This window comes from Sphingomonas sanxanigenens DSM 19645 = NX02, from assembly GCF_000512205.2.
In the GTDB taxonomy this organism is placed as follows: domain Bacteria; phylum Pseudomonadota; class Alphaproteobacteria; order Sphingomonadales; family Sphingomonadaceae; genus Sphingomonas_D; species Sphingomonas_D sanxanigenens.
Map to the genome: position 1 here is coordinate 1,460,330 of NZ_CP006644.1, position 16,009 is coordinate 1,476,338.

The window sequence follows — 16,009 nt, forward strand, 5'->3', positions numbered from 1 at the left end:
CCCGTCCGCTGTTCGCCCGACCCGCTTCACGGTCATGCGTCGATCGCTTCCTCGTCGAGCCGTGCCGCATTTTCCTGGATGAACGTGAAACGATGCTCCGGGTTCCGGCCCATCAGCCGGTCGACAAGGTCGCGCACGCCGGCGCGCTCCTCATATTCCTGCGGCAGGGTGATGCGCAGCATGGAGCGCGTACGCACATCCATCGTCGTTTCGCGAAGCTGTTGCGGGTTCATCTCGCCGAGGCCCTTGAAGCGGCTGACCTCGACCTTCTTGCCCTTGAATTCGGTGCGTTCCAACTCGGCGCGGTGCGCTTCGTCGCGCGCATAGGCGCTCTTGCCGCCTGCGACCAACCTGTACAGCGGCGGCTGCGCGAGGTGGAGATGCCCGCGGCGGACGAGCTCGGGCATTTCCTGGAAGAAGAAGGTCATCAGCAATGTCGCGATATGCGCGCCGTCCACATCGGCGTCGGTCATGATGACGATCCGCTCGTAGCGCAGATTGTCGGGCACGCATTTGTCGCGCGTGCCGCAGCCGATCGCTTGGATCAGGTCGGCGATTTCCTGGTTGGCGAGGATCTTGGTGGTGTTCGCCGAGGCGACGTTGAGGATCTTGCCGCGAATCGGCAGGATCGCCTGCGTCTTGCGGTCACGTGCCTGCTTGGCGGAGCCACCGGCGCTGTCGCCCTCGACGATGAACAATTCGGTGCCCGCCGGATCGTCCGCCGAGCAGTCGGTCAGCTTGCCGGGCAGGCGCAGCTTGCGGCCCGCGGTCGCGGTCTTGCGCTTGACCTCGCGCTCCGCCCTGCGGCGCAGCCGTTCGTCCATGCGATCGAGGACGAAGCCCAGCAGCGCGCGGCCGCGCTCCATGTTCTCATTGAGGAAATGGTCGAAATGGTCGCGGACGGCGTTCTCCACGAGCCGCGCCGCCTCCGGGCTGGTCAGCCGGTCCTTGGTCTGGCTCTGGAACTGCGGATCGCGGATGAACACGCTCAGCATCAGTTCGCTACCGGTCATCACGTCTTCGGGGGCGATGTCCCTGGCCTTTTTCTGGCCGACCAGCTCACCGAACGCGCGAATGCCTTTCACCAGCGCCGCGCGCAGCCCGGTCTCGTGCGTTCCGCCATCGGGGGTGGGGATGGTGTTGCAATACCAGCTATAGCTGCCCTCCGACCACAGCGGCCAGGCCACCGCCCATTCGACGCGGCCCTGCTCGTCCGGAAACGGATGGCGACCGGCGAAGAATTCGGTGGTCGCGCACTCGCGCTGCTCGAGCTGCGCGCGCAGATGATCCGAAAGCCCGCCGGGGAACTGGAACACTGCCTCGGGCGGCGTGTCGTCGCCGATCAGTTCGGGCGCGCATTTCCAGCGGATCTCGACGCCCGCGAACAGATAGGCCTTGGATCGCACGAGCTTGTGCAGGCGCCCCGGCTTGAAATGCATCTCCCCGAAGATCTCCGTGTCGGGGACGAAGGTCACGCTGGTGCCGCGGCGGTTGGGGGTGCCGCCCAGCTTCTGCAGCGGGGTCATCACCGCACCGCGCGAGAAGCTCTGGCGGAAAAGTTCCTTGTTGCGCGCGACCTCGACCACCGTCTCGCTCGACAGCGCGTTGACCACGCTGACGCCCACGCCGTGGAGGCCGCCCGAGGTCGCATAGGCCTTGCCCGCGAACTTGCCGCCCGAATGGAGCGTGGTCATGATGACTTCGAGCGCCGACTTGCCCGGGAATTTCGGGTGCGGGTCGATCGGGATGCCGCGGCCATTGTCGACGATGGTCAGCCGGTTGCCGGGTTCGAGCAGCACCTCGATGCGGCTGGCGTGGCCGGCGACGGCCTCGTCCATCGCATTGTCGAGCACTTCGGCGGCGAGATGGTGGAAGGCGCGCTCGTCGGTGCCGCCGATATACATGCCGGGGCGGCGGCGCACCGGCTCAAGTCCCTCCAGCACCTCGATCGACGAGGCGTCGTAGGCGCCGGACGTGGGGATGGGGGCCGCGAACAGATCGTCGTCAGACATGGGCGAAGGCTATGGGGCCCCGAAGCGTTGCTGGCAAGGCATGGCCCCGCCGCGTAGCCGGATGGGCCTGTTGCATTCCGGCCACAGATGCGGCGCGAACGATCGGTGCCATGGATCGATCCCACGCCGTCTTTGTTCCTACCGGGCTTGAATGAGCGAGCATGGAGTAGCGTATGCGTATCAAATATCTGGCGTCGGTTGCGGCGCTTGGCCTGGTGTCGGTGGCGATGCCGGCTGCGGCGCAGGAAGCGGCCACGGACGGCTTTTCCGGCGTTTATGTCGGCGGATCGTTCGGTGCGACGCTGCAGCCCAATGATGGCGGCTCGCGCATCGATTTCGACACCGATCTGGACGGCGATTTCGGCGACACGGTCAACACCGCGTCAGGTGCCAACGCATTCTCACCGGGTTTCTGCGGTGGCCGCGCGCTGGGCTCGACCCGGGATGCAGGCTGCAGAAGCGATAAGGACGGCATCGAATATTACGGCCATGTCGGCTTCGACCGGCAGATGGGCTCCTTCGTCGTCGGCGTCGTCGGTGAATTCGGCAAGAGCGAGGCGGTGGACAGCGTCTCCGCGTTCAGCACGACGCCAGCCCGTTACACGATGACCCGCGAGTTCAAATATAATGCCGGCGCCCGCCTGCGTGCCGGTTATACGCCGAACGGCAGCACGCTCTTCTACGGCACGGGCGGCGGTGCCTGGGCCCGGATCAAGAACAGCTTCTCGACCAGCAACGGCGCCAATGCCTTTGCCGGCAGCGGCAATTCGGATGCCTGGGGCTGGAGCGCGGGCGGCGGTGTCGAGCAGAAGCTGGGCAGCCACTTCTCGGTGGGCCTGCAATATCTCTACACGAGCCTGAAGGACGATGATTATGTCGTCCGGGCGGGTCCCGGCACCGCGCCGCTGACCAACCCGTTCCGCCTCGTCAATGCGGACGGCACCGACTTCCAGCGGGGCGACGACAAGTTCAACACGCACAGCGTGCGCGCAACCGCTTCGTTCCGGTTCTGACGACCAGACCCGCTTCCGCTTCGGCGGGAGCGGGTCCGAACGAAAAAGGCCGGCGCCTTCGCGCCGGCCTTTTTTGTATCAGCGAACGCGCGGGCCGCCGAAGGGCAGCGGCGGCGGCGGGCGGCGGTCGCGCCGGGGCAGTTGCGCCTGATAGGCCTGCCCGCAATGCTCGACGCAATAGGGAAAGCCGGGGTTCACCTGCACGCCGCAGAAGTGGAAGTCCGGCTCGCCCGGATGGCCCAGCGGCCACTTGCAGATGCGGTCGTTCAGTTCGAGCAGGCTGGTCTTGCCGGCGATGTCGGCGCTGGGCTTCGCCGGCACGAGGCGGCGGGGCGGCGCGGGCGGGATCGGTGCCTGCTGGTCGCCGGGGCCCTGACGCAGGAAGCCGCCGGGGCCGACCGAGCGCATCGCCGGTTCGGCAGGGCGGGGCGCGGCTTCGGCCGGGGGTGACTGCGGTTCGGCGGCGGCAGCGGTGGTCGCCGGGGCAGGGCGAGGGGCCGCTGCCGGCACCGGCACCGGCACCGGGGCAGGCACGGGTTCGGCGGCACGCGGCGGCGGCGGCGCCGCGGCGCGACGCTCCTCGGCCTTCGCCTCGCTATCGTTCGCCTTCACCGGTGACGGGCGCGACTGCAGGCCAAGCCGGTGCGCCTTGCCGATCACGGCGTTGCGGCTCACACCGCCGAGTTCCTCGGCGATCTGGCTCGCGGTCATCCCCTGTTCCCACATCGTCTTGAGCTGGTTGATGCGCTCGTCCGTCCAGGCCATCGGTCGTCCTTGTTCAAATATCTCTGCGGCCAAACATGGCCTGCCGATCAGTTCGTCTTGCGGGTTGGGCCGAACGCCGATAGGCGATCCGGCAATGAACGGCCAGCCCGAATCCGGAGTCCGCAACCCACCTGGCGTCCCGACCATCAGGAACGTCAACTGGGCAGGGATGCGTGCGCTCTATATCAAGGAGGTGCGGCGTTTCTTCAAGGTGCAGCTCCAGACGATCTGGGCGCCCGCGCTGACGACGCTGCTTTTTCTCGTCATCTTCACCGTCGCGCTCGGCCGTGGCGGCACGACGGTGATGGGCGTGCCCTTCGCCGATTTCGTCGCCCCAGGCCTGATCATCATGGGGATGATGCAGGCCGCCTTCGCCAATGCCAGCTTCTCGCTGCTCGCCGGCAAGATCCAGGGCACCATCGTCGATTATCTGATGCCGCCGCTGTCCACCGCCGAACTGCTCGCGGCACTGGTCGGTGCCTCCACCACGCGCGCGGTGCTGGTCGGCCTCACCGTGTGGGTCGCGATGCTGCTGTGGCCGGGCGTCCACATTGTGCCCTCGCACCCGTTGAGCGTGCTGTGGTTCGGGCTGCTCGGCGCGGTGTTCCTGTCGACGCTCGGCGTGCTGACCTCGGTCTGGGCGGAAAAGTTCGACCATGCCGCCGCCGTCAGCAATTTCGTCGTCGGGCCGCTCTCGCTGCTGTCGGGCACCTTCTATTCGGTCGACCGGCTGAGCCCGGCCTTCCAGATGGTCAGCCACGCCAACCCGTTCTTCTACATCATCTCGGGCTTCCGCTACGGCTTCCTCCAGCGCGCGGATTCGCCGATCGTCGCGGGTGCGGTGCTGATCCTGCTGATCAACCTCGTCTTGCTCGGCATTACCTATGCGGTGATCGCGCGCGGCTGGAAGATCAAGAACTGACGCCGCGAGCGCCGGCGGCTCAGTCTGCCGCGGCGTTGCAGGTCAGGAGCGCGTCCGCCTCAAGTCCGGCGACGCCGACACGATAGCTGGCGACGGTGCCGACGCTGCGCGCCAGCGTCTTGCAGGCGCGCATCATCGCTACGCCGCAGGTCTCGCCCGGGCCGCTGCACTGGCGTTCGGCGCACCGCCACAGCCGGTCCTCCACCACCACCTTTTCGGGCACGGCGACGCCATCGGCGAAGCGGACTTCGCCGGCGGTGCCCGCCCAGGCCGGCATCGCCGCGGCGGCGAGGCAGCCGGCGGCTGCCAGGGATATCATGCGAACCATCACACTCTCCTTGCGGACTGTTGACAATGGTTGCATTGTGCTACTGGAATTTGAGACGATGAAGCGCTAGAACGCGCAAAACCTGTGTCGGTCGTCCAAATGTCCATCGATCCGCTTGATGACGTCTTTTCCGCCATGCGAACCCGTACCGCGCTTTACGCGCGGTTCGAAGGCAGCGCCCCATGGGGGGTGGAATTCATGCAGGGCCGCGCGGCGCGCTTCGGCCTTGTCGCGCAGGGCGGCTGCTGGCTGAGCGTCGACGGCGAGGCACCGGTCTGGCTCGAAACCGGTGACTGCTACGTGATCGCCTCGGGCCTGCGCTATGTGCTGCAGGACGATCCCGCCTCTCCCACCAAATTCTGCTTCGATGCCTTGCGCGAACATAAGCATCATGTCGTGCGGCACGGCGGCGGCGGGATCGCTGCGACCGTGATTACCGGCTGGTTCATGTTCGACGAGATCAGTGCCCGGCCGCTCATCGATCTGATGCCGCGGCTGATCCTGGCGCGCGTGGCCGAGGATCAGTCGCAGATGATCCAGGCGACGCTGCAACTGCTCGCGTTCGAAACCGGAGAGCGCAACCTCGGTACCTCGATCGTCGTCAGCCGGCTGGCCGACATTCTCTTCATCCAGGCGATCCGCGCCTACGCCGATCGGGCCGGTGAGGAAGCGGGCGGCTGGCTGGGTGCGCTCGGCGATCCCCGGCTGGCACCCGTGATCGGCGCAATCCACGGCGCGGTCGACCATGGCTGGACAGTCGACGAACTCGCGCGGCTCGCCGGGATGTCGCGATCTTCGTTCGCCGCCCGCTTTCGCGCCCGCGTCGGCTTGACGCCGCTCGACTATGTCACGCGCTGGCGGATGTATCGTGCCGGTACCATGCTGCGCCAGTCGGCGGAGCCGATCGCCGGCATCGCCTACCGCGTCGGCTATGACAATGAATCCGCTTTCTCGAAGGCTTTCCGCAGGGTGACGGGGGTGAGTCCGGGGCGGTATCGCCGCGCCTCGGGAGACAAGGCAGTGCCGGCGCCGCCCAGCACTGCGCTCAGGCAGGCGGAAGCGGCACTGGCGCGCTGATCGCCGTCACTTGCGGGGGGCGTCGCCCGAGAAGCTCAGCTGCAACTTGTTCGATGCGCGCGGCACATCCACCTCGGCGCTGTTGAACGCCATCGTCGCGCGCGGCGCGATCTCGCGGCTGGGCGGGGTGATCGTCCAGCCATAGACCACGCGGCCGCTGGTATCGCGCAGTTCGGCGAGGATGTCGGGCACGCGCTGCGGGCTGTCGGTCGGGTTGACGATCCGGCCGCTGATCGCGAGCAGTTCGTTGCCGCTTTCCATCTCACGCCGTTCGGTCGTGGGCGGCTCGATCAGCAGCACCACGCGCGGCGCCGGCACCGAGAAGCCGAGGCGGCTGGCGAGATCGGCGGCGAAGGTCGGCGTGCCGAAATAGAACAGCGCGAGCACGCCCGCGATCAGCGCGAGCACGCCGCACGCGGCGACCCCTATCCAGCGGCGCGAGCGTCGCGGCTTCGGCAACGCGGGCGGGCTGGCGGCGGGCGGGCTGGCGACGGTGTCGGCCACCGGCTCTTCCACCGCGACGGCTGCGGGTTCCTCAGCCGCGTCGCCTTGCGTGGCCGGGGCTTCGGGCACGGCATCGGCCGCTGCCGCATCGGCCGGGGTTTCGGCAGGAAGCGGGTCACCGGTTGGGTCTGCCGCCCCGTCCCCGTCGATGGGGGGCTGAAACCAGCTATGCTTGCACGCCGCGCACCGCACCGAGCGCCCTTCCGCGCCGATCGCGTCGTCGGGCACGGAGTAGCTCGTCCGGCATTCGGGGCACTGCAGGATCATCGTTCGCGGGCAGACTTTTCTGTCACTCTCGGGCGCCATCCACGCCGTCCGCTGCTTCTAAGCACCGTTGGCGCGCCGCTGGCAAGCGTCGAAGCATGGCCGCGGACGATCGCGGCCGCTTTACGCCGCACCTGCGGCTGTGCGATGGCGAGAGCGAATGGGCGAACCGGGAAGCGGCTTGGGCAGCATCGTACAATTCGAGGATGTCGGGCTACGCTATGGCGCCGGGGGCGATGTGCTTTCGGGGGTCAGTTTCGCGCTGGCACCCGGCAGCTTCTATTTCCTCACCGGTCCCTCGGGGGCGGGCAAGACCTCGCTGCTGAAGCTCCTCTATCTGGCGCTGAGGCCCACCACCGGCACGGTGCGGCTGTTCGGTGAGGATGTCGCGCATGTTCCGCGCGCGCGCCTGCCCGCGTTGCGTCGCCGGATCGGTGTGGTGTTCCAGGATTTCCGGCTGCTGCCGCACCTTTCGGTCTTCGACAATGTCGCGCTGCCGCTGCGCGTCGCCGGGGCGGCGGATAGCGAGATCGCCGGGCCCGTGGGGGAAATGCTCGACTGGGTCGGGCTGGGTGACCGCGCCGGGGCGCGGCCCGAAACGCTGTCGGGCGGCGAGCAGCAGCGGGTGGCGATCGCGCGCGCGGTGATCGGCCGACCGGAGCTGCTGATCGCGGATGAGCCGACCGGCAATGTCGATGCGGAAATGGCGGCGCGGCTGTTCCGCCTGTTCGACGGCCTCAACCGGCTGGGCACCACATTGGTGGTGGCGACGCACGACATCCACCTGCTGCAGGCGGTGGCCGATCCGCAGATCATGCGGCTCGACCGCGGTCGCCTCGCCGACCCCACCGGCGCGCTGCGCTTCCCGCCGCGGCGGCAATCCGAAACGGGGGCGGCGGCATGACGACCGCTGCGCGGATCGGTGACGTGATCGTCCGGTCGTTCGGCAGCGCGGCCGACCGCAAGCTGCTGCCCGAAGGCCGTTCGCTGGGGCCGATGCCCTGGGTGGTGGCGATCATGATGTTCCTGGCGGTGCTCGCGACTGCCGCCGGCATCGGCCTTTCCAACGCCGCCGGAGGGTTGCGTTCGGACCTTGCCGGCCGCGCGACGGTCCAGATCGTCGAGGCCGATCCTGTCCGCCGCGCGGCCGCGGCGAAGGCCGCAAGCGCCGCATTGCGCAGCATGCCCGGTATCGACGGCGTCCGTCGCGTGACCGATGCGGAGATCGCCGCGCTGCTCGAACCCTGGCTGGGCGCGGGCAGCATCGACGCCGATCTGCCGGTGCCCGTGCTGATCGATCTCGACTTCGCGCCGGCGGACGAGGCGGCGGTGCTGGCGCGGATCGAGGCGGTGCTGGCGCGTGTCGCGCCCGGCGCGCGGATCGATCGCCACGCCGCATGGCTCGCGCCACTCTCCGGGCTGCTCGGCGCGTTGACGTTGCTGGCGGGCGTGATCGTTGCGCTGGCCGCTGCCGCCACCGCCGCAACCGTTGTGCTGACGGCGCGGGGCGCGCTCGACGCGCATCGCCAGACCATTGCCACCCTCCATCTGCTTGGCGAGACCGACGGCCGCATCGCCGGCCTCTTCCAGCGGCGCATCGGGCTCGACGCGCTGTTCGGCGGCATCGCCGGGGCAGCCGCGGCGATCGTCACATTGCTGGCGATCGGCGCGCGGATCGCGGCGGTCGGCGCGGCCGCGCTCGCTGCGGGCTCGATCGGCTGGGGCGGATGGCTGCTGCTCGCCGGTCTGCCGGTCGCCGGTGGGGTGCTGGCGATGACTGCCGCCCGGCTCACCATCCTGCGCGCGCTGGAACGTCTGCCATGATCCGCCGTGCCGCTTCGCTGCTGCTGATCGTCTGGGCGCTGGGCTTCGCCCTGTTCGTGGTGCTGTTGCCGCAGCCGCTGCCGCCGGCGCGGTCCGACGCGATCGTGGTGCTGACCGGCGGTCCCGGCCGGATCGAGCGCGGGCTGGCGCTGATGCGCCGCGGCCTGGCCAAGCGGATGCTCGTTTCGGGCGTGGCGCCGGCGGTGAAGCCCCACGAACTGGCCGCGCGCACCCGCGCACCGCTCGCGCTGTTCGATTGCTGCGTCGATCTGGGCCATGAGGCCGTCGACACGCGCTCCAACGGCGAGGAGACCGCGCGCTGGATCGCGGCGCGGCGCTATCGCAGCGTCCGTCTGGTCACCACCGATTGGCACATGCCGCGCGCCGCGCTGGAACTCCGGCATTCGCTGCCGCGTGACGTGACCGTGGTCGGCGATGCCGTGAAGAGTGACCCCAATTTCGGGATGCTGCTGATGGAGTATAACAAATTCCTGCTGCGCCGCGCCGCCGTGCTCGTGGGGCTTTGAGCATGATCGCCGCATTGCGCTCGCTGCTGTTCACGCTCGTCTTCTATGTCGCGACGGTGCCCTTCGTCTTCATCGCGCTCCTGGTGGGATTGGTCGATCGGCGCTGGCTGATCGCCGTGGCCGATGCGTGGGGCCGGTTCTTCATCGGGTCTGCCTATTCGTTGCTCGGCATCCGGACCCGGATCGAGGGCGAACTTCCCGATGGGCCGGTGCTCATCGCGCTCAAGCATGAGGCGATGTACGAAACGCTGCGCGCGATTCCGATGTTCGATGCGCCCGCAGTGGTGATGAAGGCTGAACTCGCGCGCATTCCGCTGTGGGGCTGGGCGGCGCGCCGTTACGGCATCATCCCGGTCGACCGCGACGCCGGTGCCCGCGCAATGCGCGAAATGCTGACGGCGGCAAAGGCGGCGGCAAGGGAAGGGCGATCAGTGCTCATCTTCCCCGAGGGCACGCGGGTGCCGCCGGGCGAAACGCCGCCGATCCGCGCCGGGTTTGCCGGGCTCTACAAGGCGCTCGGGCTGCCGGTGGTGCCGATCGCGCTCGACAGCGGCCGGCTGTGGACGCGCGCGATGACCAAGCATCCCGGCACCATCACCTTCCGCGTCGGCGAGACGATTCCGCCCGGCCTGCCGCGCGCCGAAGTCGAGGCGCGGGTGCATCGGGCGATCAACGCCCTCAACGCCTGAGCGCGCTTCTTCGGTCTTCCCTTTTCACCGCAGCTCCTGCAGTTATACTCCGAGTAATCACGTCGATGCCGCGGCGATGGAGACGGCAATGGAGGCAGGGATGAATTGGAACGGCCACGATGTCATGGCGGGCGCCCCGCTGCGCCTGTCGCGTCGGCAGATGCTCGCCGGTACGGCCGCCGCCGCATTCGTCGGACCAGCCTTTGCCGCCACGCCCGCGGGCGTGACGATCCGCAAGGTCGAGCCCGTCGCGCTCCGGCATGTGCGGTTGAAGCCGTCGATCTTCGCCGACGCCGCCGCCGCCAACCGGCGTTACCTGCTGTCGCTCGATCCTGAGCGGCTGCTGCACAATTTCTATCTCTCGGCTGGTTTGCCTGCGCCGGCGCCGCGTTACGAGGGGTGGGAAGCGCAGGGCATTGCCGGCCATTCGCTCGGCCACTGGCTCTCCGCCTGCTCGCTCGCGATCGCCAATGGCGGTGACGCGGCGCTTGCCGCGCGGCTCGACCATGGCCTCGCGGAGATGGCGCGGATCCAGGCGGCGCATGGCGATGGCTATTGCGGCGGCACCACCGTCGATCGTGACGGCAAGACGGTGGACGGCAAGATCGTGTTCGAGGAGGTGCGCCGCGGCGAGATCCGCACGCAGGGCTTCGACCTCAACGGTGGCTGGGTGCCGCTCTACACCTGGCACAAGGTTCATGCCGGGTTGCTCGATGCGCACCGGCTGGCGGGCAACCGCCGGGCGCTCCCGATCGCCCTCGGTCTTTCCGCCTACCTCGCCGGCGTGCTGGAACCGCTCGACGATGCGCAGATGCAGCAGGTGCTGCGCGCGGAGCATGGCGGCCTCAACGACAGCTATGCCGAAACCTATGCGCTGACCGGCGATCCGCGCTGGCTGCGGATGGCGGAGAAGATCCGCCACAAGGCGGTGCTGGACCCGCTTGCGGCCGAGCAGGACAAACTCGCCGGGCTCCACGCCAACACCCAGATCCCCAAGCTGATCGGCCTCGCGCGGCTCTATGAACTCACCGGCGAGCCGCGGCAGGCCACCGCCGCCCGCTTCTTCCACAAGGCGGTGACCGGCCGCCACAGCTATGTGATCGGCGGCAATTCCGAGCGCGAGCATTTCGGCCCGCCCAATGCCATTGCCGGCGCCATCACCGAGGCGACCTGCGAGGCGTGCAACAGCTACAACATGATGAAGCTCACCCGGCACCTCTATGCATGGCAGCCGGACGCGGGCTGGTTCGACTATTTCGAACGCGTCCAGCTCAACCATATCATGGCGCACCAGCGGCCCTCGGATGGTGCCTTCGTCTATTTCATGCCGCTTTCGGCCGGTGCGCGCCGGAGCTATTCGACCGCGGAGGAAAGCTTCTGGTGCTGCGTCGGCTCTGGCATCGAGAGTCACGCCAAACATGCGGAATCGATCTACTGGCAGGCGCCGGGCACGCTCTACGTCAACCTGTTCATCCCCTCGTCGCTCGACCTGGGCGCGCAAGGCCTCGCGCTCGATCTCGACACGCGTTTTCCGATGGACGGGGTGGTCGATCTCACCATCCGCAAGGCACCGGCCGCACCCACCGCGCTCGCGCTGCGCCTGCCGGCATGGGCGCATGAGCCGCGCCTCAGCGTGGACGGCAAGGCAGTGTCGATCGAACGGCGCGATGGCTATGCCGTTCTCAGCCGCCGCTGGCGCGCCGGCCAGCGCATCCGCCTTGACCTGCCGATGGCGCTCGCTGCCGAGCCGACGCCCGACGATCCGACGCTGATCGCTTTCACGCATGGTCCGCTGGTGCTCGCCGCGGATCTCGGGCCGGCGGCCGCGCCGTTCGAAGGCGCCGGCCCCGCGCTCGTTGCCGCCGGCGATGCCGAAGCCACGCTTGCGCCGGCGGACGGCGCGCACCGCTTCACCGCACGGTCGGCGCTGGGCGAGCCGATCAGCCTCGCACCCTTTTTCAACCAGTATGACCGGCGTACCGCGGTCTATTTCCCGACCTTCACCCCCGAACGCTGGGCGATCGCACGTGATGGCTATGTCGCGGCCGAGGCCGAACGGCAGGCCTTGGCGAAACGCACCGTCGACACCGTCTATCTCGGCGAGATGCAGCCGGAACGCGACCACGCGTTCAAGGCGGCGGAAAGTGCCACCGTCCAGCTCCACGGCCGCAGCGCGCGCAAGCTGAAACCGGGGCAGAGCCTGTCGATCGACCTCGCGCGCAAGCCGGGGCCGGCTGTGCTGCGCGTGATCTACTGGGGCGGCGACATCGACCGGGAGATCGAGATCCGCGTCGACGGCACGCTGCTCGCGACCGAACGGCGGGTGGGGCCGAAGGTGGGCAAGTTCGTGGCGGTGGATTATCCGCTGGCCGCGGCAGATGCGGCCCGAGCCACCGTATCGTTCACCGCGCGGGCGGGTGAGGCGGATATCTATGAGGTCCGGATGATGACCAGCGAAGCAGCCGCGACCGTGTGAGGTCGCGTCGGGAGCGGTCGGGGTAGGTCCGCTCGTCGCGGGGTGGCGCGGCGCCACGCCGGAGACGGCGCGCTACCGCCGGTATGACGGCGCACACGGTCCGCAGATTGTCGGAGCGATCGCTCAGATATCGTGATTTCGCGAGCGGCCCGCGCCGCTCTTGCTTGCAGCCTGCGCACACAGATTTTCGGAGGATGGTTCCAACCCTCGGCTAGGAGGACGGCGCGGCAGGTCGGCTGCCACTGCCATTGGAAGGAACAGTCTTGGCCCGCAAGCGCGATCGAATTGGGTGGAAGGGATATCTTCCGGCGATCACGACGCCCTTCGACGCGAGCCGCAACCTCGATTTCGACGCGCTCGGCGACCTGCTCGAGTGGCAGCACGGCGAGGGGATGCACGGGTTGATCGTCGCGGGCACGACCGGCGAATGGTTCAGCCTCGACGCCGACGAACGTCATGCATTGTTCGAGGCCGCCGGCGCGCAGATGGCGACGCGTCTTCCCCTGATCGCGGGATGCAGCGCCTACACCCCGGCGGACGTCGTCGCGCACATCGACACGGCGCATGCTGCGGGTTTCGCGGGCGCGCTGGTCACGCCGCCGCCCTACATCCGGCCGGGGGACGAAGACATCCTCGCCTTCTATACGACCATCGCCCGGCACAGCCGCCTGCCGATCTGCGTCGACAACTGGCCGCCCGGCACCGGTATCGACATGTCGCTGCCACTGCTCGAGCGCATCGCGGCGCTCGACGCCGTCGTCGCGATCAAGCAGTCCACGGGCGACATGGTGCGCTTCATGGCGACGTTTTTCGCCCTCAATGACAGGGTGCGCGTGTTCGGTCTGCCGCTGGACGACGTCGGATTGATGATGGTGCAGAGGCATGATGCCGACGGCACCATCGGCGCGGGTGGCGTGCTCGGGAGGCACCAGCCGGATTTCTACAACCTGGCCTGGCAGGGTGACTTCGCCGGAGCGCTCGCCGCCGGTGCGAAGGATCGCGTCATCATGCGCGAATGGTTCACGCCCTCGCTGGTCGGGCGCTTCGGTTCCGCCGCTGCCATCCTGAAAGCCGCCCTCGATGCGCGCGGCGTTCCTGGTGGCCGCGTGCGGCCCCCGTTTCAGGACGTCAGCGCCGCGAACGCTTTTCGCATCGCCGCGACGCTCGCCAAGCTCGACTGCCTTGACGATCGCGCCCGCACGGCGCGCGCAACGGGATCGCCGGACTGGAAATCGGGGGCGGTTTCGCACGCTAATTTGCGTCTGCGACAATGAAACCGCAACGGCGATCTCATTGATCGCGGCGGGCCGAAATGGAAGCATCGCCCTCGGCCGCAGCGCCCATGAAGATCACAAGAGGACCGCGTCGAGACGAGCGCGGCGAGAGTGCAGGACCAGGAGGAAGACAGTGGCGCGCCTTCGCAGCGGCGGTGGCGTCCAGGCCTTTCAGCACAAAAGGGTTTAATCCATGAAAACACGTTACAGGACCGCCATTTCGACCAAGGCGCTGGTCTGCGCCGGGCTGGTTACCGGAGCGTTCTCCGCCTTCTCTCCGGCCGCCATCGCCCAGACGGTCGACGAGAACGCATCCAACGACATCACGGTTACCGCCCGCAAGCGCAGCGAGACCGCGCAGACGATCGCCGATCCGATCAGTGTCGTGACCGAGGCGAAGATCGCGGGTGCCGACCTGCGTACGCTGCAGGACGCGGTGCGGCTGACCCCGAACCTGGTCGTGCTCGACGGCCTCTATCCGGGCTACAAGACCATATCCTTCCGTGGCTTCACCACATTGGGCCGCGACGGCGAGTTCCCCTTCGCCACGGTCGTCGACGGCGTCGTGCAGCCGGGTCAGATGTTCTTCCAGCAGGACCTCGTCAACGTCCGGCAGATCGAGATCCTGCGGGGCCCCCAGGGCACGCTTTATGGCGGCGGCGCGATTGCGGGCGCGATCAATGTCGTGACGCGCAAGCCGACCGATACGTTCGCCGGTACGGCCTCGTTCCAATATCTCAACGGCGACGAGAAGCGTGGGCTCGTCGGTCTCTCCGGCCCGATCGTCAAGGACAAGCTGTACTTCTCGACCGGCGCCAGCGCCTACAAGACCGATGGCCTGATCGACAACCTCGCCAACGACAAGAACGCGGATTTCGGCGAGGGGCTGACCACGCGTAGCTCGCTCATTTTCACGCCGACCTCCGACATTTCCTTCGCGCTCAGCGCTTCGACCACGGACAGCAAGAATGGCGGCCTTTGGCTGGCACCCGTTCCCGACGAGGACTTCAAGGATGTCATCCCGCTCCCCAGCGAGAACCAGGCCGGCATCGTGCGGAGCAAGCTTCGCGCCTATTCGCTGAAGACGGACTGGGACATCCCGGGCTTCGCGACGCTGACGTCGGTTACCGCCTATTCGCGCGGTCGCGAATATACGACGGCGGACGCGGATTTCACTGCCGCCAACATCGCCTCGCAGACCGTGCGCTTTGTCGACACGACCTGGTCGCAGGAGCTCCGCCTCACCTCAGACAGCAGCGGCCCGTTGAAGTGGAACGCCGGCGGCTATTATCAGGATGAAAAGCGCGACTATCAGAGCAGCTACGATCCTGTCGGCGGCGTTTCCAGCCTCAACGACAACCTGCGCCACTACGAGACGTTCGCGCTGTTCGGCCAGCTTTCGTACGAGCTGACCGACCGGCTCGAGCTGACCGGCGGTTTCCGCTACGACTGGGAGAACCAGTCGTATCTCGATCGCCTGACCGGCCAGATCCTCAAGCAGAAGTTCAGCGAGCCGCAGGGCAAGGCGTCGGTTTCCTACAAGTGGAGCCCGGACCTGTTCACCTATGCGACCTATTCGCGTGGCTATCGCAAGGGCGGCTTCAACCCGAGCAGCAGCGCCGAAACCCTGCTGTTCTATGATCCCGAAACGGCTGACAACTATGAAGTGGGCTTCAAGAGCAACTTCGGCGGCAACCTGGTGACGCTGAATGGCGCGGCCTTCTACACCGACTTCAAGGGCCAGCAGTTCTCGACGTCACGCGTGATCGAGAATGTCGGCATCTTCACCGCCATCTCGAACATCGGCAAGACCCAGGTCGTCGGCGCCGAGGCGGAACTGTCGATCCGGCCGATGCGCGGCCTTAGTCTGAGCGGTTCGCTCGGATATTCCGACGTGAAGATCAAGGACTTCGTCCCGGAAAATCCCGACCTGTACCGCAACAACGTAATCCCGCAGATCTATCGCCTGACGGCGCAGGCCGGCGTCGATTACGAGGCATTCCTCGCGGACGACGCGTCCCTCCTCTTCCATGGCGACGTGTCGCACCGCGGCAACGTCTACTGGGATGTGCAGAACGAACTCGAGACGGGGCCGAAGACCTTCTTCAATGCGAAGCTCACGCTGCGCAAGGGGCCGTGGTCGATCTCGGCGATCGGCCGCAACCTCAGCAACGAGCGCACGCCGATGGCGGTCGGCCCCCACGCGCTGGGGAACGCGACGCTGGCCAGCTACAACCCCCCCCGCCAGTACGGCGTCGAGGTCGGCATGAAGTTCTGATCGGCCGGGACGGTCGCGAATGTCACGCGACCGTCCCGACCCCGCTGGACCCGCGA

The 16,009-nt window shown here is 67.8% G+C and carries 14 protein-coding genes; 10 read left to right on the forward strand and 4 right to left on the reverse strand.

What is annotated here, in order from left to right; genetic code table 11:
* Positions 1–32: 32 nt before the first annotated feature.
* Positions 33–2,012: a DNA topoisomerase IV subunit B gene (parE, locus tag NX02_RS06865; protein ID WP_025291454.1), complete on the reverse strand. Its 1,980-nt coding sequence runs from the start codon at positions 2,010–2,012 to the stop codon at positions 33–35.
* 173 nt (positions 2,013–2,185) lie between these two features.
* Between parE and NX02_RS06870 the strand changes: the two genes are divergently transcribed.
* Complete coding sequence (locus NX02_RS06870) at positions 2,186–3,025, forward strand: outer membrane protein (RefSeq protein WP_025291455.1); 840 nt, start codon at positions 2,186–2,188, stop codon at positions 3,023–3,025.
* A 78-nt stretch (positions 3,026–3,103) separates the two neighbouring features.
* Here the strand turns inward: NX02_RS06870 and NX02_RS06875 are convergent, their stop codons facing one another.
* Positions 3,104–3,790, reverse strand: coding sequence for a GcrA family cell cycle regulator (locus tag NX02_RS06875; RefSeq protein ID WP_025291456.1), 687 nt, complete (start codon positions 3,788–3,790; stop codon positions 3,104–3,106).
* Positions 3,791–3,884: 94 nt separating this feature from the next.
* Here NX02_RS06875 and NX02_RS06880 point away from each other — a divergent pair, with 94 nt between their 5' ends.
* Positions 3,885–4,712 carry an ABC transporter permease gene (locus NX02_RS06880; protein WP_025291457.1) on the forward strand — a complete coding sequence of 276 codons (828 nt, stop codon included), beginning with the start codon at positions 3,885–3,887 and terminating at the stop codon, positions 4,710–4,712.
* A 19-nt stretch (positions 4,713–4,731) separates the two neighbouring features.
* On the opposite strand, the gene NX02_RS06885 is transcribed toward NX02_RS06880, so the two are convergent.
* Positions 4,732–5,040 (reverse strand): DUF8200 family protein, encoded by a 309-nt coding sequence (locus tag NX02_RS06885; RefSeq protein WP_025291458.1) that lies wholly within the window; start codon positions 5,038–5,040, stop codon positions 4,732–4,734.
* Between the two features lie 99 nt (positions 5,041–5,139).
* Here NX02_RS06885 and NX02_RS06890 point away from each other — a divergent pair, with 99 nt between their 5' ends.
* Positions 5,140–6,117, forward strand: a complete 978-nt coding sequence (locus NX02_RS06890; protein ID WP_281178313.1) for an AraC family transcriptional regulator — start codon at positions 5,140–5,142, stop codon at positions 6,115–6,117.
* A gap of 6 nt (positions 6,118–6,123) precedes the next feature.
* On the opposite strand, the gene NX02_RS06895 is transcribed toward NX02_RS06890, so the two are convergent.
* Positions 6,124–6,849 (reverse strand): MJ0042-type zinc finger domain-containing protein, encoded by a 726-nt coding sequence (locus NX02_RS06895; protein WP_053000608.1) that lies wholly within the window; start codon positions 6,847–6,849, stop codon positions 6,124–6,126.
* A 217-nt stretch (positions 6,850–7,066) separates the two neighbouring features.
* Here NX02_RS06895 and ftsE point away from each other — a divergent pair, with 217 nt between their 5' ends.
* The 7 genes from ftsE to NX02_RS06930 all read left to right on the forward strand — a co-directional run bounded on the left by ftsE (position 7,067) and on the right by NX02_RS06930 (position 15,953).
* Positions 7,067–7,789 (forward strand): cell division ATP-binding protein FtsE, encoded by a 723-nt coding sequence (ftsE, locus tag NX02_RS06900; protein WP_025291461.1) that lies wholly within the window; start codon positions 7,067–7,069, stop codon positions 7,787–7,789.
* Positions 7,786–8,709, forward strand: a complete 924-nt coding sequence (locus NX02_RS06905; RefSeq protein ID WP_047099751.1) for a cell division protein FtsX — start codon at positions 7,786–7,788, stop codon at positions 8,707–8,709. The genes ftsE and NX02_RS06905 overlap by 4 nt, the downstream gene beginning before the upstream one ends.
* Entirely contained in the window at positions 8,706–9,236 is a 531-nt protein-coding gene (locus tag NX02_RS06910; RefSeq protein ID WP_025291463.1) for a YdcF family protein, read from the forward strand. Before NX02_RS06905 ends, NX02_RS06910 begins: the two co-directional genes overlap by 4 nt.
* A gap of 2 nt (positions 9,237–9,238) precedes the next feature.
* Positions 9,239–9,925, forward strand: coding sequence for a lysophospholipid acyltransferase family protein (locus NX02_RS06915; RefSeq protein ID WP_025291464.1), 687 nt, complete (start codon positions 9,239–9,241; stop codon positions 9,923–9,925).
* Between the two features lie 88 nt (positions 9,926–10,013).
* Complete coding sequence (locus tag NX02_RS06920; protein ID WP_211258299.1) at positions 10,014–12,401, forward strand: glycoside hydrolase family 127 protein; 2,388 nt, start codon at positions 10,014–10,016, stop codon at positions 12,399–12,401.
* Positions 12,402–12,664: 263 nt separating this feature from the next.
* The gene (locus tag NX02_RS06925) at positions 12,665–13,675 is read left to right on the forward strand and encodes a dihydrodipicolinate synthase family protein (protein ID WP_025291466.1); all 1,011 of its coding nucleotides are present in this window, start codon (positions 12,665–12,667) and stop codon (positions 13,673–13,675) included.
* Between the two features lie 193 nt (positions 13,676–13,868).
* On the forward strand, positions 13,869–15,953 hold the full coding sequence (locus NX02_RS06930) for a TonB-dependent receptor (protein ID WP_025291467.1): 2,085 nt from the start codon (positions 13,869–13,871) through the stop codon (positions 15,951–15,953).
* The last annotated feature ends 56 nt before the right edge of the window (positions 15,954–16,009 follow it).

Coding starts and splice junctions, on each gene's coding strand:
- parE (WP_025291454.1), bottom strand. CDS start 2,012: ATGTCTGACGACGATCTGTTCGCGGCCCCCATCCCCACGTCCGGCGCC.
- NX02_RS06870 (WP_025291455.1), top strand. CDS start 2,186: ATGCGTATCAAATATCTGGCGTCGGTTGCGGCGCTTGGCCTGGTGTCG.
- NX02_RS06875 (WP_025291456.1), bottom strand. CDS start 3,790: ATGGCCTGGACGGACGAGCGCATCAACCAGCTCAAGACGATGTGGGAA.
- NX02_RS06880 (WP_025291457.1), top strand. CDS start 3,885: ATGAACGGCCAGCCCGAATCCGGAGTCCGCAACCCACCTGGCGTCCCG.
- NX02_RS06885 (WP_025291458.1), bottom strand. CDS start 5,040: ATGGTTCGCATGATATCCCTGGCAGCCGCCGGCTGCCTCGCCGCCGCG.
- NX02_RS06890 (WP_281178313.1), top strand. CDS start 5,140: ATGTCCATCGATCCGCTTGATGACGTCTTTTCCGCCATGCGAACCCGT.
- NX02_RS06905 (WP_047099751.1), top strand. CDS start 7,786: ATGACGACCGCTGCGCGGATCGGTGACGTGATCGTCCGGTCGTTCGGC.
- NX02_RS06910 (WP_025291463.1), top strand. CDS start 8,706: ATGATCCGCCGTGCCGCTTCGCTGCTGCTGATCGTCTGGGCGCTGGGC.
- NX02_RS06915 (WP_025291464.1), top strand. CDS start 9,239: ATGATCGCCGCATTGCGCTCGCTGCTGTTCACGCTCGTCTTCTATGTC.
- NX02_RS06920 (WP_211258299.1), top strand. CDS start 10,014: ATGGAGGCAGGGATGAATTGGAACGGCCACGATGTCATGGCGGGCGCC.
- NX02_RS06930 (WP_025291467.1), top strand. CDS start 13,869: ATGAAAACACGTTACAGGACCGCCATTTCGACCAAGGCGCTGGTCTGC.